The sequence below is a fragment of the Massilia cavernae genome (assembly GCF_003590855.1).
Classification (GTDB): Bacteria; Pseudomonadota; Gammaproteobacteria; order Burkholderiales; family Burkholderiaceae_D; genus Telluria_A; species Telluria_A cavernae.
In genome coordinates this window covers 1-14400 of record NZ_QYUP01000055.1, presented here as the reverse complement: position 1 = coordinate 14400, position 14400 = coordinate 1, and the positions used below count along the sequence as shown (strand labels likewise).

General features: G+C 64.5%; 11 protein-coding genes. 10 read left to right on the top strand and 1 reads right to left on the bottom strand.

Annotation, left to right across the window (positions count from 1 at the left end; genetic code table 11):
* Nucleotides 1-267 precede the first annotated feature (267 nt).
* From D3872_RS05090 to folD, 10 genes are all read left to right on the top strand, one after another.
* Complete coding sequence (locus tag D3872_RS05090; RefSeq protein ID WP_119809770.1) at nt 268-801, top strand: flavin reductase family protein; 534 nt, start codon at nt 268-270, stop codon at nt 799-801.
* 261 nt (nt 802-1062) lie between these two features.
* Nucleotides 1063-1944: an alpha/beta hydrolase gene (locus D3872_RS05085; protein WP_182915692.1), complete on the top strand. Its 882-nt coding sequence runs from the start codon at nt 1063-1065 to the stop codon at nt 1942-1944.
* Between the two features lie 130 nt (nt 1945-2074).
* The gene (locus tag D3872_RS05080) at nt 2075-3472 is read left to right on the top strand and encodes a carotenoid oxygenase family protein (RefSeq protein ID WP_182915691.1); all 1398 of its coding nucleotides are present in this window, start codon (nt 2075-2077) and stop codon (nt 3470-3472) included.
* A gap of 47 nt (nt 3473-3519) precedes the next feature.
* Nucleotides 3520-5205 carry a DUF1302 domain-containing protein gene (locus tag D3872_RS05075; protein ID WP_229459169.1) on the top strand — a complete coding sequence of 562 codons (1686 nt, stop codon included), beginning with the start codon at nt 3520-3522 and terminating at the stop codon, nt 5203-5205.
* A 14-nt stretch (nt 5206-5219) separates the two neighbouring features.
* A complete protein-coding gene (locus tag D3872_RS05070) occupies nt 5220-6578 on the top strand; it encodes a DUF1329 domain-containing protein (protein ID WP_119809767.1) in 1359 nt (452 codons plus the stop codon).
* Between the two features lie 4 nt (nt 6579-6582).
* Entirely contained in the window at nt 6583-7701 is a 1119-nt protein-coding gene (locus D3872_RS05065; protein WP_119809766.1) for a WD40/YVTN/BNR-like repeat-containing protein, read from the top strand.
* Nucleotides 7701-10109, top strand: coding sequence for an efflux RND transporter permease subunit (locus D3872_RS05060; RefSeq protein ID WP_119809765.1), 2409 nt, complete (start codon nt 7701-7703; stop codon nt 10107-10109). Before D3872_RS05065 ends, D3872_RS05060 begins: the two co-directional genes overlap by 1 nt.
* Before the next feature lie 44 nt (nt 10110-10153).
* Complete coding sequence (locus D3872_RS05055) at nt 10154-11428, top strand: glycine cleavage T C-terminal barrel domain-containing protein (RefSeq protein WP_119809764.1); 1275 nt, start codon at nt 10154-10156, stop codon at nt 11426-11428.
* A 28-nt stretch (nt 11429-11456) separates the two neighbouring features.
* Entirely contained in the window at nt 11457-12329 is an 873-nt protein-coding gene (gene purU, locus D3872_RS05050; RefSeq protein ID WP_119809763.1) for a formyltetrahydrofolate deformylase, read from the top strand.
* Nucleotides 12326-13225, top strand: a complete 900-nt coding sequence (folD, locus tag D3872_RS05045; protein WP_119809762.1) for a bifunctional methylenetetrahydrofolate dehydrogenase/methenyltetrahydrofolate cyclohydrolase FolD — start codon at nt 12326-12328, stop codon at nt 13223-13225. Before purU ends, folD begins: the two co-directional genes overlap by 4 nt.
* Nucleotides 13226-13350: 125 nt before the next feature.
* On the opposite strand, the gene D3872_RS05040 is transcribed toward folD, so the two are convergent.
* Nucleotides 13351-14400: MarR family winged helix-turn-helix transcriptional regulator (locus D3872_RS05040; RefSeq protein WP_119809761.1), on the bottom strand; the 1050-nt coding region annotated here is incomplete at its 5' end.

Sequence of the window (14400 nt, the reverse complement as noted above, 5' to 3'; positions counted from 1 at the left end):
GACCCCGATGGCCTGGCGCAGTGCACGGCTCGGAGTGCTGCAGGAAAGCTGATGCGCGCCTTTGCCAGGAGCGCCTGGCGGCGCCACTGTCCCGCCTGAGTATGCGGTGCCTGAGACATTTGACGGTGCTGCGCCGTCATTCTTCCTTGGGCTCGGCAGGCGTGTGAAGGTTCGCGAAAACAGACATTGTTCTCGCCAATTGGGCGAAGCACGAGCGAATGGGCATCCCTATCATCCGACTATCGTCAACGAGTTCGGAGCCATTCAATGTCAAATTTTTCAGCGATCGACCTGCGCCGCGCATTCGGCTGCTTTCCCACCGGGGTGACCGTGGTGACGACACGCACCGGAGACGGGCGACGGGTCGGGTTTACAGCCAATTCATTTACCTCCGTATCGATGTCTCCGCCGCTGGTCCTGGTGTGCCTGGATCAGCGCGCATCGGTGCATGAATCTTTTGCAAACGCGCCGGGTTTTGTAGTGAACATCCTGGCCGGTGATCAGAAAGAGACTGCAGTCCGCTTCGCGTCCAAGGTTGCAGACCGTTTTGAGGGTGTTGCGTGCGACGACAGCGGAGCAGGCCTTCCTATTCTTCGAGGCAATGCCGCATTCTTCGAATGTGTGCTGGATCAGGCGATTCCGGCAGGTGACCACACCATTCTCATTGGACAGGTAGTTGGTATGGACGACACCGATGCCCCGGCGCTCGGCTATCACGGCGGCTCGTTCAATCAGCTTGCTCGCCCGGAGCGCGCAGACAAGAACGTGGCGGCATCCGATCAGCCGCTGGTCAAGGCCTAGTGGGGGCGGCTCGTCAGCGATCGAGTATGGGCGGAGGAGTTTATCTTGGCGCTTTTTAATCGATTTATGAGGATGTCATACAATTCTCATGAGGTTTGGCTTAACGCGTCGCGCCCTGTGACAAATCGCTTTGCATCGAGGGAAGTGCCTTGAGTTGTATATGCGTTTAATTTGAAAATTAAGGACGTCATACCAATTGACATGGCATATTTTTGCATGCAAAATGAGGACATAATACGAATCTACGGAGACGAATTTCTCATGCAAACCGAACTGCGTCAAGCCTTGGCCGCTCTGGGCCAGGCGATTTCCCCCGAAATGATCGCCACCACTGCTCGACTGCTGGCGCCCCATGCTCCGCGCCCTCAAGCCGACTCCTGTACGGTGTTCCGCGACTTGGGCTACGGCCCGCATGCCCGTCATCGCATGGATGTGTTCGTACCAACCGGCGAGGTGCGTGCGCGGCCCGTGCTGCTGTTCGTGCACGGCGGCGGCTTCACGATGGGGCAGAAGGGCGGTCCCGACGATGTCTTCTACAACCACATCGGCGCATGGGCTGCGGCGCAAGGCTGGGTGAGCGCGACGATGAACTACCGCCTGGCGCCGGATCACGCTTGGCCGGCGGGAGCCGACGATGTGGCCATGGCAGCCCAGTGGCTGCAGGAAAATGCGCACGCCTGGTGCGGCGGCGCACCGGCCGTGGTGCTGATGGGCCAGTCGGCCGGCGCGGCGCACGTGGCCGGATGCCTGGCGCGATGGCCGGCGGAGCGGCAGCCGCGTCCTGCCGCTGCAATTCTGCTGAGCGGCTTGTACGACCTGCAAACGCTGAGGCACAGCGAGCGCGAACGCCTCTATTACGGCGCCGACGCCGGCCTGTTCGCGGAGCGGTCGAGCCTGCCCGGACTGCTGGATGGCGGCTGGCCCTGCCTGTACACCGTTTCCGAACTGGACCCGGCGGAATTCCAGCAGCAAGCTGCGCAGGTAGTCGCCGCATCCATGGAGCGGACCGGCCGCTGGCCGGAGATGCTCTACCTGAGCGGCCATAACCATTTGTCCAGTGTGCAACAGCTCGGCAGTCCGCAGGACACCGTGGGACCGCTCCTGGCCGAGTTCGTTCGCCGGGTTGCCAGCGACCCGCGGTAAGAGACGCAGGCACACACCGCACCCACCGACGCTGCAACCCAAATAATTCGCGTCCATGGCGACGAGGGCGGTATCCGGCCCTCGCCTGGACATCCCAACCTCTCAACTTCCGACATTACCAGGAGTTCCCATGAGTGAACCATTTCACGCCATACCAAGCTTTTACGGTACCGAAACCCCATTGCGCTTCGAGGCCGACGTGCACGACTGTGAAGTGATCGGGCGCATCCCGTCCGAACTGGAGGGCACGCTGTACCGCGCGGGTCCCGATACGCAGTTCCCAACCCTTGCCGCCGATAACATCGTCAACGGCGACGGCATGGTGTCGTCCTTCGATTTCCGCGACGGCCATGTCGCGTTCAAGTGCCGCTATGTCAAGACCGAGCGCTTCCTGAAGGAGCGCGCGGCGCGCGGCAGGCTGTACGGAAAGTATCGGAACCAGCATACGGACGCCGCAGAGACCCATGGCACCGATCGGGACAACACGGGGAACACCACCGCCTTCTTCCATGCGGGCCGCCTGCTTGCGCTGCGCGAGGATTCCTACCCGCACCAGATCGACCCCGATACGCTGGAAACGCTGCCCAAGTGGGACTTCGCCGGCCAGCTCAAGGGCATGTCGCTCACCGCGCATCCGAAAATCGATCCCGTGACGGGGGAATGGTGGTCGTACGGCTTTTACTGCCGTGGCACGCTGGACGCCGACATGGCCTTGCAGGTGATCGATGCAAAGGGCAAGGTGGTTCGCGAAGAATTCTTCCAGTCCCCGTATGCGGGCCTGGCGCACGATTTCGGCGTCACGCGCGAGCACGTCATCTTCGCCGTCATGCCGCTCACCACCGACGCGGCGCGCATCGCGGCGGGGGGCGACTTTTACGCCTACGATCCGGACTTGCCTTCCCTGTGGGGCATCATGCGCCGCGACGCGACCGTCGATACCATTCGCTGGTTCAAGCTGCACGAGTGTGTCAGCGGCCACATCATGAACGCCTACACCGATGGCGACATGGTGCACATCGATGCCACCATCAGCAAAGGCAGCGCTTTCCCCTTCTTCAACGACGTGCACGGCAACAAGGTCGATCCGGCGCAAGGCATCCCTCTCGTCACCCGCCTGAGTTTCGATCTGTCCAGCGCCGAGGACAAGGTCACCCGCACGCCTTTCCCTGGCGCCATGGGCGAAATGCCGCGCTGCGATCCGCGCTACGCGATGGCAGCCTACCGCTGGGGCTTCATCAAAACCCGCAATGGCATCGGCCGGCTGGACTGGAAAACGCGCGAGCTGGCGGAGCACGTGATTCCCGGCGGAAGTTCACAGGAACCGGTCTTCGTGCCGCGCCGCGCCGACAGCGCCGAGGGCGACGGTTTCCTGCTCAGCCTGGTCAACAAGCCGGCGGAGGGCTGCGCCGAACTGTATGTGCTCGACGCGCAGCACATGGAGGCGCCACCGCTCGCACGGGTTCGGCTGCCGTTCAAACAGCCGATGGCTTTCCACGGCAATTTCGTTCCGCGGGCCGAGCGCCCATGAATCACTGACCCGCAACATTTTTCAATATAAAAACCAGGAGACAGAAGATGGAAGCACGACATTCAGGATTTGCGCAGCGCGTCGGGCGCAAGCGAGCAAGCGGGCGCGCTGTACGTTCCGCTTTGCTGCTGCTGACGACGCTCAGCCCGCTGGCGCAGGCCATGCCGCTGATCGACGATCCCGAAACCGGCCTCAAGCTGAATTGGGACAATACGTTCAAGTACACCGCCGCAGTGCGTCTGCAAGACCGCGACAGCGTGCTGACAGCTCCGATCAACCTCAATGACGGCGACAACAACTTCAGCCGCGGCCTGGTGTCGAACCGGGTGGATTTTTTCACCGAGCTTGACGCCGTCTACCGCGACGTGGGGGCGCGCGTCAGCGCGGCGGGGTGGTACGACTCCGTCTATAACCGCCGCAACGACAACCCGGGTCCTCCCGCCGGCTTTGCCAACCAGGCTTCGACACCCTACAACGAATTCACCGCGGCCACCCGCAAGCTGCATGGGCGCAAGGCCGAACTGATGGATGCCTTCCTGTTCGCGAAGATGCGTGTGGGCGAGGGCAATCTGGTCGCCCGCCTCGGCCAGCATTCGCTGCTGTGGGGCGAAAGCCTGTTCCTGGCAGGGAACGCGATCGCTGGCGGCCAAATGCCGTCCAATGTTGCCCGCCTGGTTTCCGTGCCCAACTCCCAGGCGAAGGAATTCGTGCTGCCGGTGCCGCAGGTGTCCACGCAGTGGCAACTGAGCGACACCGTGTCGCTGGGCGCCTACTATCAGTTCCGCTATCGCGCCAACAGGTTGCCCGCCGTGGGCAGCTATTTCTCCCAATCCGATACCAACTTCGATGGCGCCGAGCGCTTGTTGCTGGGCCCCGTGGCCTCCGTTTCGCGTCGACCGGATATGGATACCAGGGACAGCGGCCAGGGCGGCCTGCAACTGCGCTGGCGCCTTGACGACACCGACCTGGGCTTCTACGCGCTGCGTTTCCACAGCAAGAGCTTCCAGCAGGTGACGGTGCTGGGGCGCAGCGCCACAGGACCGGCGCCGACTGGCTACTATCTCGCGCACCACGAAGGCATCCGTGCCTACGGTTTCAGCGCCAGCCGTACCTTTGGCCAGGCCAACGTCGCGCTGGAGGCCTCGGTGCGCAGCAACCAGGACCTGGCCAGCACCGGCGCGGCCGATGCGTCGGCGCTGGCTCCGCCGGGCGTGATCCCTGCCAACGACAACCGGGACAATCCGGCATACGCCGTGGGCCGGACCGCGCACGCGAACGTGTCGGTGCTGTGGTCCTTGCCGCATACCCCGCTGTTCGACGAGGCCACCCTGGTGGCCGAAGGGGCCTGGAACCGCGTCCTGAGCTGCCAGACGCAGTGCGCCCGCATTGCGCCGACGGCGACGCGCGACGCGCTGGCGGTGCGCATGGTACTGGAGCCCACTTATCGGCAAGTGATGCCGGGCCTTGATCTCGGCGTGCCGATCGGACTCGGCTTCACGCCCAAGGGCTCGCGCTCGATGGCGCTCGGTCCCGGCGGTTTGCCGGCTGAGAACGGCGGCGACGTGAGCGTCGGCGTCAACGGCCTGTTCAGGTCGGTTTGGAAATTCAGCCTGAACTACACGCATTACTTCGGAACGGCCGCGCCGTTCCTGAACAGTTCTAACGCCTTCAGCTACAAGCAGGGTCTGGCTGACCGCGACCTGATGGTGTTCACGATGACCCGCACATTCTAATGATGGAGACAATTATGCATACCCCACTGACATTGCGCACCTTGCTGCTGCTGTTGCCGCTGGTCGGCGCCACCGCGGTGCAGGCCGCCGCGACACCCGAAGAAGCGGCCAGGCTGAAGACCGAGCTGATGCCGCTGGGCGGCGAACGGGCTGGCAACAAGGATGGCAGCATCCCCGCCTGGACCGGCGGCCATACCACCCCGATCCCAGGCGACAAGGCCGGCGGGCGGCGCGGAGATCCATTCAAAGGCGAGAAGCCCTTGTTCTCCATCAATGCGCGCAACATGGCGACCTATGAGGACAAGCTGAGCGATGGGCAGAAGGCCTTGCTCAAGAAGGATCCGGCTTACCGCATCGACGTGTACAAGACGCATCGCACCGCCGCCGCTCCGCAAGCGGTCTACGACGCAACCTTCCGCAACGCCACACGCGCCAGGCTGGTCGACGACAAGCCGAGCAACGCCTTCGGCGGCATTCCGTTCCCGCTCCCGAAAGCCGGCGCCGAGGTGATGTGGAACCACATGCTGCGCTGGCGCGGCGTCGCCGTGCAGATGAATACCCAATCGTATCAAATGACGGCCGACGGCCGCAGCATCCTGACCAACATTAACAAGGGCGAGGTCCAGATGCCGTACTACTTCCCGGACGGCTCGCTGGAAGAGTTCAACAAGACCGGCGACTACTGGACCATTCGCGTGGTCAGCGAAGGTCCGCCGATCCGCTCGGGCGAGGCCATGGTCGGACGGCGCCAGTTCGACGGCGAAAAGGATCAAGGCTGGATCTACCTGACGGGGCAGCGCCGGGTGCGCAAGCTGCCCAACACCTGCTGCGACACGCCCCATCCGTCGACACAGGGCCTGATGGCGTTCGACGAGATTGAATCCTGGTCGGGCCGGCTGGATCGTTTCGAATGGAAGCTGCTGGGCAAGCGCGAGCTCTATATTCCCTACAATGGCAATCGCCTGCTTCAGCCAGCCAGCGAAACCGAGGTGCTGGGCAAGGGCTACCTGAATCCGGATCACGTGCGCTGGGAGCTGCACCGGGTGTGGGTGGTGGAGGCCAGCCTGCGCGCGGGCCTGCGCCACGTGGCGCCGAAGTCCCGCTACTATTGTGACGAAGACACCTGGCTCTGCGTCCTGGGCGACCGCTGGGATGCCAAAGGGCAGCTCTGGAAGACATTGTGGACCCAAAACATTGTCGCGCCGGACTTGCCGGGAACGGTCGGTGGGGCCTACGGCTATACCGATCTGATCGCCGGTAACGGTTTCGCGGGACAGCTGATGAACTCCAGGCCGGCGCAGATGCCGATCAAGGCCCGTTTCCAGAGCAGTGTGTTCACCCCTGACTCCATGACCGGCGACGGCGTGCGTTGACGCCATGGCCAAGCTTTCACTCACCCTGGCTTGCGGACCGAGACCGCTGGCTTTGCGCCGACGCTTGTGCGCGGCCTTGCTGCTGTCCCCGCTGGCGGCTGGACAATTGCTTGCCGCCGGTCCCACGGCGGCGCCGGCGGGCGACCCATTGGCCCGGGCGGCATTGCCGGCGCGCCAACCCGGCCGTGCCGTGCTGCTCGACGTGGCTTATGCGGGCGGCACCCTGGTCGCTGTGGGCGAGCGCGGCATCATCGCGCGCTCCACGGACGAGGGACGCAGCTGGCAGCAGGCCAGCGTGCCGGCCAGCGCGACACTGACGGCGGTCAGCTTTCAGGATGACAAGCATGGCGTGGCGGTGGGGCATGGCGGTCTGGTGCTCGCCACCGTCGATGGCGGCCGCAGCTGGCAAAAGCGGCTGGATGGGCATCAGGTCGCCCAGCTCATGCTGGCTTCGGCCGAGCGTGGGGGGCGGGAGCCTGAGTTGGCGCAGGCGCGGCAGCTGGTCGCGGATGGGCCGGACAAGCCCTTGCTGGCGCTGCTCAGGCTGGACGGACGGCGCATCCTGGCCGTCGGTGCCTACAACATCGTGCTGCAGAGCGACGACGACGGCCGCAGCTGGGCGGTGCCCGACACGCCGCTGGACAACCCCCAGGGCCTGCATATCTACGCGGCGCGCGCCCGGGGCGGGCGCGTGCTGCTGGCGGGCGAGCAGGGGCTGATCCTGCTGTCGGAGGATGGCGGCAAGCGCTACCAAAGGCTGGCCGCGCCCTACCGCGGCAGCTTCTTCACGGCCGAGATCGCTGAAGATGGCGGCATGTGGGTGGCTGGCCTGCGCGGCAATGTCTGGCACTCCCGGGATGGCGGAGCGCATTGGGAAGTCCAGCGCACCCTGTCGCAGGCGACAGTGACCCATTCGCTACTGCTGGGCGGAAAGCCACTGTTGTCGACGCAGTCCGGCCAGTTGCTCCGCCAGCGCGACGATACGCTGGTGCCGCTGCCCGGCGCTCCGCTGCCGCCAATCCATGCCATTTTGCCTTTGCGTTCCGGTGGCGTGCTGGCGTTGACCGCTGCCGGCGCCATCGCGCTGCCCGCCAGCGCCGTTCAGAATTTCGGAAGTAAATGATGAGCACTTCACTTAGAAATATTAAACAAGCGGGCGGACCGGACGGGTTCGATCCGCGCAGCGGATCGTTGCTGGAACGACTGCTGTTCAATCATCGCGCCTGGGTCCTGGGCGTGTGCGCCCTGGTCACCTTGCTGCTGGGCTGGCAGGCGACCAGGCTCCAGCTGCAAGCCAGTTTTGAAAAGATGATTCCGGCCCAGCATCCCTACATTGTCAATTACCTCAAGCATCAGGAGGATTTGACCGGGCTGGGCAATGCGCTGCGCATCGTGGTGGCCAATCCGCGCGGCGACATCTATGACAAGGCCTACATGGAAACCTTGCGCCGCTTCAGCGACGAAGTGTTCCTGATGCCAGGCGTGAACCGCACACAGATGAAGTCGCTCTGGACCCCCGGCACGCGCTGGACCGGGGTCACCGAGGAGGGCCTGGACGACGGCCCGGTCATCCCGGACGGCTGGGACGGCGGCGCGGCCAGCTTGCAGCAGCTGCGCGTGAACGTGCAACGCGCCGGGGAAATCGGGCAACTGGTAGCGCTGGACCAGCGTTCCAGCGTGATCTATGTGCCCTTGCTGGCGCAAGATGCCGCAGGGCGGCCGATCGACTACGGCGCCTTCGTCCACAAGCTCGAGGAAGTGCGGGCTCGCTACACGGCGGCGGGCGTGCAGGTGCACGTCACCGGTTTCGCCCAGGTAGTCGGCGACCTGATCGCGGGCGTCAAGACCGTATTGGCCTTCTTCGGCGCCGCGGTGGTGATCGTGACGGCGATGGTTTACGCCTACACGCGTTGCGTGCGATCCACGCTGCTGGTGGTGGCGGCCTCGCTGATCGCGGTCGTATGGCAGGTGGGCCTGCTCCCCGCGATGGGGCAGGGACTCGATCCCTACTCGATCCTGGTTCCCTTCCTGGTGTTCGCCATCGGCATGAGCCATGGGGCGCAAAAGATGAACGGCATCATGCAGGACATCGGCCGTGGCATGCACAAGCGGATCGCGGCGCGCATGACGTTCCGCCGCCTGTTCCTGGCGGGACTGACGGCCTTGCTGGCCGACGCTGTCGGATTCGGCGTCCTGCTGGTAGTGGAGATCGACGCGATCCGCGAACTGGCCATCGCGGCCAGCGTTGGCGTCGCGGTGCTGATCTTCACCAACCTGATCCTGCTGCCCGTGATGCTCAGCTATTCCGGCGTCAGCCCGGCCGCTGCCGCGCGTAGCCTGCGCGCGGAGGATGGCGGCGCGCTGAAGCGGCTATGGGCCGGGCTGGCCACGCTGACCCGGCCGTCGCGGGCCGGGTTCGTGCTGGGCGCGGCGCTGGTGTTGACGGTAGCCGGTTTTTGGCTGAGCCGCGGCTTGCAGATCGGCGACCTTGATCCGGGCGCGCCGGAGTTGCGTGCCGACAGCCGCTACAACCGCGACATCGCCTATGTCCGCGACCACTACGGCGCGTCGAGCGATGTGCTGGCAGTGATGGTCCGTACACCGGACGGACTGTGCTCCGGCTATGAGCCGCTCAACAAGCTCGATGCGCTCGAGTGGCAGTTGCGCCAGATGCCGGGCGTCGAGAGCACGCAGTCGCTCGCCCTGATGTCGCGCCGCTTGCTTGCAGGGTTGAACGAAGCGAGTCCCAAGTGGTACGAGTTCCCGCGCAACCAGGACATGCTCAATACGATCGCGGTGCGGACGCCGCGCGGCCTCTACAACGACCGCTGCGACCTGCTCACGCTGTATGTCTACCTCAGCGATCACAAGGCGGCCACGCTGGAGCGCGTAGTGGCTTTCGTCGAAGCGTACGCGAAGGTCAACAACACCGCCGATACCCAGTTCATCCTGGCGGCCGGTTCCGCAGGCATTGAAGCGGCGACCAACCAGGTAGTGCGCTCGGCGTGGAGCCAGATGCTGTGGCTGGTGTATGGGGCCGTCGCCGCGCTGTGTTTCATCACATTCCGCTCGTGGCGCGCGGTGGTGGTGGCGGTGCTGCCGTTGATGCTGACCTCGATCCTGGCGGAAGCCATCATGGTGGTGATGGGCATGGGCGTGAAGGTGGCGACGCTGCCGGTCATCGCGCTCGGCGTGGGCATCGGCGTGGACTACGCGCTCTACATATTGAGCATCACGCTGGCGTCGCTGCGCGCCGGCGCCACGCTGGCGGAAGCCTATCACCGGGCGCTGCTGTTTACGGGGAAGGTGGTGACATTGACCGGTGTGACGTTGGCGGTGGGGGTGCTGACGTGGATGTTTAGTCCGATCAAGTTCCAAGCGGATATGGGCCTGCTGCTGGCGTTCATGTTCGTCTGGAATATGGTCGGCGCACTGGTCCTGGTGCCGGCGCTGGCCGCCTGGCTGTTGCGTCCACGCGTGGCGGTCCCTTCGCAGGTGGCGCCGCTGGAAGCTGTGCGCGTTTCCGCCTAGTCGCTAGGGCGGTACTGAAATTTTTTAACATTGGAAAGAACATCATGAGCAAGGCAATTATCGAACGCCTGCGTGCTACCCATCCGGTGGCGCATCCTGGCTGGGGCGCATCCGAATACACCGGCTGGCAGGACGAGCAAATGTCCTGGAAGGAAAGCTGCTATATCGGCGACTGGTCCTTCCTGTGGGACGTCGAAGTGGAAGGGCCGGATGCATTGCGCTTTTTCAGCGAAAGCGGCGCCAACAGCTTTGCCAAATTCGACATCGGACAAGGCAAGCACTTGATCCAGTGCAGCGAACGGGGCAAGGTCATGGGCGAGGGCGTGCTGATGCGGCTGGACGAGCAGCGCTTCCGTACCCAGGCCGGAACGGCCACCTGGTCGGCCTTCCTGCTGGAGAAGGGCGGCTACGACGCGCAATGGAAGCAAGTGCATACCTTCCAGTTCCAGGTGTCCGGTCCCGAGGCGCTGGCAGTATGCCAGGCGGCCACCGGCGAAGCGCTGACGGATGTGAAGTTCATGCACTTCATTCCCGTCACGATCGCGGGCAAGCCGTGCTATGCGCTGCGGCAGGGCATGGCGGGCGAAATCGGCTTTGAGTTCCATGGCGATGCCGCCGATGCGCCCGCGGTGCACGCGGCGCTGCTGGCGGCCGGCGAGGCGCATGGCATCCGCCGCCTGGGCCGCCGCACGGCCATGATCAATCACCTGGAAGCGGCATTCCCCACCATCACCTGGCACTACTTGAACGACATCTTCAGCGCCGACGCCGTCGGCTTCCGCGATTTCATCCTGAAGAATTTCGACATGAAGGGACTGGTGCCGGCCATTCGTGGCAGCTTCCAGGGACAGGATATCAGCGAATATTGCTACAGCCCGTTCGAGCTGGGCTGGGGCAAGAGCGTCAAGTTCGACCACGAGTTCCGCGGACGCGCTGCGCTCGAGGCCGAAGTCGCGGCAGGTCCGCGCCGGACCCGGGTCACGCTGGAGTTCAACGACGCGGATGTGATCGATCTCTACGCCTCGCTGTTCGGCGAAGAGACGCCCTACGACTTTCTGGATATCCCCCATCCGCAGCGCTGGACGGTGTGGGCCGACGCGGTCCAGATCAACGGCGAGACAGTGGGTGTGTCGACCAGTCCGGGTTACAGCTACCACTTCCGCAAGGTGCTGGCGCTGGCCTTCGTCGATCCCAAACTGGCCGAGCCGGGTACGCCGGTCCATGTGCTGTGGGGCTCGCCTGGATCGCGTCAAAAACTGATCCGCGCCAGGGTGGCCAACGCGCCCTACAAACAGGACCGCCGCCGCGAAGCGCTGTGATTTTCAACGACCAACCTGCAGACCGATCATGAACACCACTTCTGAATATATCATTCGGCTGGCCTGTGCCAATCGACCGGGTATCGTTGCCGCCGTGGCCACCGCGCTGTTCGAGGGCGGCTTCAATATCCTCGATTCGCAACAGTTCGACGACACCGTCAGCGATCGCTTTTTTGTGCGCATTCATTTTGAACAGACGCGCGCGGACGCCGACATCGACATCAATGCCTTGATGGCCCCCGTGGCCGCGCGCTTCGACATGCAATACTCGGTGCACGACTGCCGCAAGCTGCGCAGGGTGCTGCTGATGGTCTCCAAGTTCGACCATTGCCTGGCCGACCTGCTGTACCGTTGGCGCACCGGCGAGCTGGCGATGGAGGTGGTTGGCATCGTCTCCAATCATCCGCGCGACACCTATGCGCAGCTCAACCTGGGCGACATTCCTTTCCACCACCTGCCGGTCGACAAGGCTGCCCCCAACGGCAAGGCCGAGCAGGAGGCCCGCGTGTGGGACATCGTGCAGTCGAGCGGCGCCGAGCTGGTCGTGCTGGCCCGCTACATGCAGATCCTGTCGGATGATTTGTCGGCCAAGCTGTCCGGCCGGTGCATCAACATCCACCACAGCTTCCTGCCTGGTTTCAAGGGCGCCAGGCCGTATCACCAGGCGTATGAGCGCGGGGTGAAGCTGATCGGCGCGACCGCGCATTACGTCACCGCCGACCTGGACGAGGGGCCGATCATCGAGCAGGACGTGGAGCGCATCAGTCACAGGGACACGCCGGAACAGCTGGTGCGGCGCGGACGCGACATCGAGCGCCGCGTACTGGCGAGCGCGGTGCGCTACCACCTGGAGGGCAGGGTGCTGCTCAACGGCCATAAGACCGTGGTGTTCCCGGAATGAGCGCGGACCTAATCGACGGCAAAGCCCATGCCGCGGCGCTGCGGGCCCAAGTCGCGGCGGCTGGCGCGCGATTCAACGCGGAGCGGGGCCGTCCTGCCGGGCTGGCCGTGGTGCTGGTCGGTGAGGACGCGGCCAGCCGGGTCTATGTGGCGTCCAAGGCGCGCGCCACGCTGGAGGCCGGCATGCAAAGTTTCACGCATCGGCTGCCGGCCGGCGCCACGCAGGAGGAGGTGCTTGAACTCGTGGTCCGCCTGAACGCCGACGAAGCGGTCGACGGTATCCTGGTGCAACTGCCTTTGCCGCCGCAGATCGACGAGACGGCGGTCATCTGCGCCATCGACCCGGACAAGGACGTGGACGGCTTCCACGTGAACAATGCCGGCCGCCTCGCGGTCGGACAGGACGGTCTTGTGCCATGCACGCCGCTGGGGTGCCTGATGCTGCTGCGCGCCCGTCATGGCTCGCTCGCCGGTTTGCGGGCGGTGGTGGTGGGGCGCTCGAACATCGTGGGCAAGCCGATGGCGCGGCTATTGCTTGCGCAGGATTGCACAGTCACCATGGCGCACTCGCGCACTCGCGACTTGCAGGCGGTGGTACGGGAGGCGGATATCCTGGTGGCGGCCATCGGGCGGCCACTGGCCATTCCCGGCGCCTGGATCAAGCCCGGCGCCACCGTCATCGACGTCGGCATCAATCGGATCGAGGATCCGGCCGGCTCGGGCAAAACGCGGTTGGTGGGTGATATTGACTTCGATTCGGCGGTGCAAGTCGCCGGCGCCATCACCCCGGTTCCCGGCGGGGTCGGGCCGATGACCATAGCAGTGCTGCTTCGAAACACCGTCGTGGCCGCGCGCCGCAGGGCGGGACTGGGCGCGGACGCCATCTTGTGCCCGTAAGAGGTGGGCGATGAACCGGCCCCGGGCTGCGGTGTCGCCGCCCGGGGCAGTTAAGGAAGGCGGGCCGGAGGTGGTACGTGTTTCGCGTTCTCAGCGTGGGGGCGCTTCGGCCAACGCTGCTGCCCTCAGGCAGCGTCCTTTTGGCGCAGCGCCCTGTTGGTCAGGTCGTTGAGAGCGTCGCGATGCTCGACGACAAAGTTACTGGAAGGGGGAAGCGGCCAGGAGGGCAATGTCACGGCTTGTTCGAATGCCGCGAGAGGCGCTTTCACTTTGTCTCCATGGCGCAGGATAAGCTCGCCCAGGAGCCGCTGCAGTTGCGTGACCTCGTCGCTGCTCAAGCCATGCACGAACTCGGTCGCTATGGCGGCAAGCTTGGGTTCCACCGTCATCAGCACGTCGCGGCCCATTGGCGTCGCGTAATAGCGTTTGCGGCTGGCCGAGCTGCCCGGCCTGGCGCTGACCAGGCTCTTCTCGTGCAACAGACCCACCACCAGCGCGGCATTGGTGATCTCGTAGCCCAGCAGTTTGCGGATGGCCGGTTCGCCGATGCCCGGGTGGCAGAATACAACGTGAAGCGCGCAGAACTGGCGCAGCGTCAATCCGAACAGGCCGGCTTCGTCGGACAGCAGGGCTTCGACCGCTTGCAGGCAGCGCCGCATCAGCCACGATGCCGTGCACTGCACCGACTGCTCGCCGGCCACGCGGGCCAGCAGGCCCATCAATTGCTCGCGCTGGCCTGTTTGCATTCCTTCGAACAGGATGTCCTCGGCCTTGATCTGTTCGGCCTTGGCGGTCGCGAGCGCCGCCTGGCCGCTTGCGGTGATCATCACGCGTTTACGGCGCCTGTCCTCCGGGTCGGTGTGTCGTTCAACCAGATGCCGCTTGAGCAGATTGGTCAGTACCAGGCCCGCAGTGGACTTGTCGGTGGCGGCCAGGTTGGACAGTTCGGTCTGCACCATTGGGCCATGTTCGTCGAGCAAGCGCAGGATCTGCAGCTGGGCCGGCGTAATCGGCAGCGTGCCTTGCTGCTGCGCGAACAGCGCCGAGGCTATCTGGTAGGCGCGCTGAATCTGGAAAGGTACGCGTGAGTATAGATACGCCAGCGACTCCAGATTGAGCACGATGTCGCGGCCGATTATTTTGGTTATTGTCGAATTCACCCGTGTCGCTTCTTG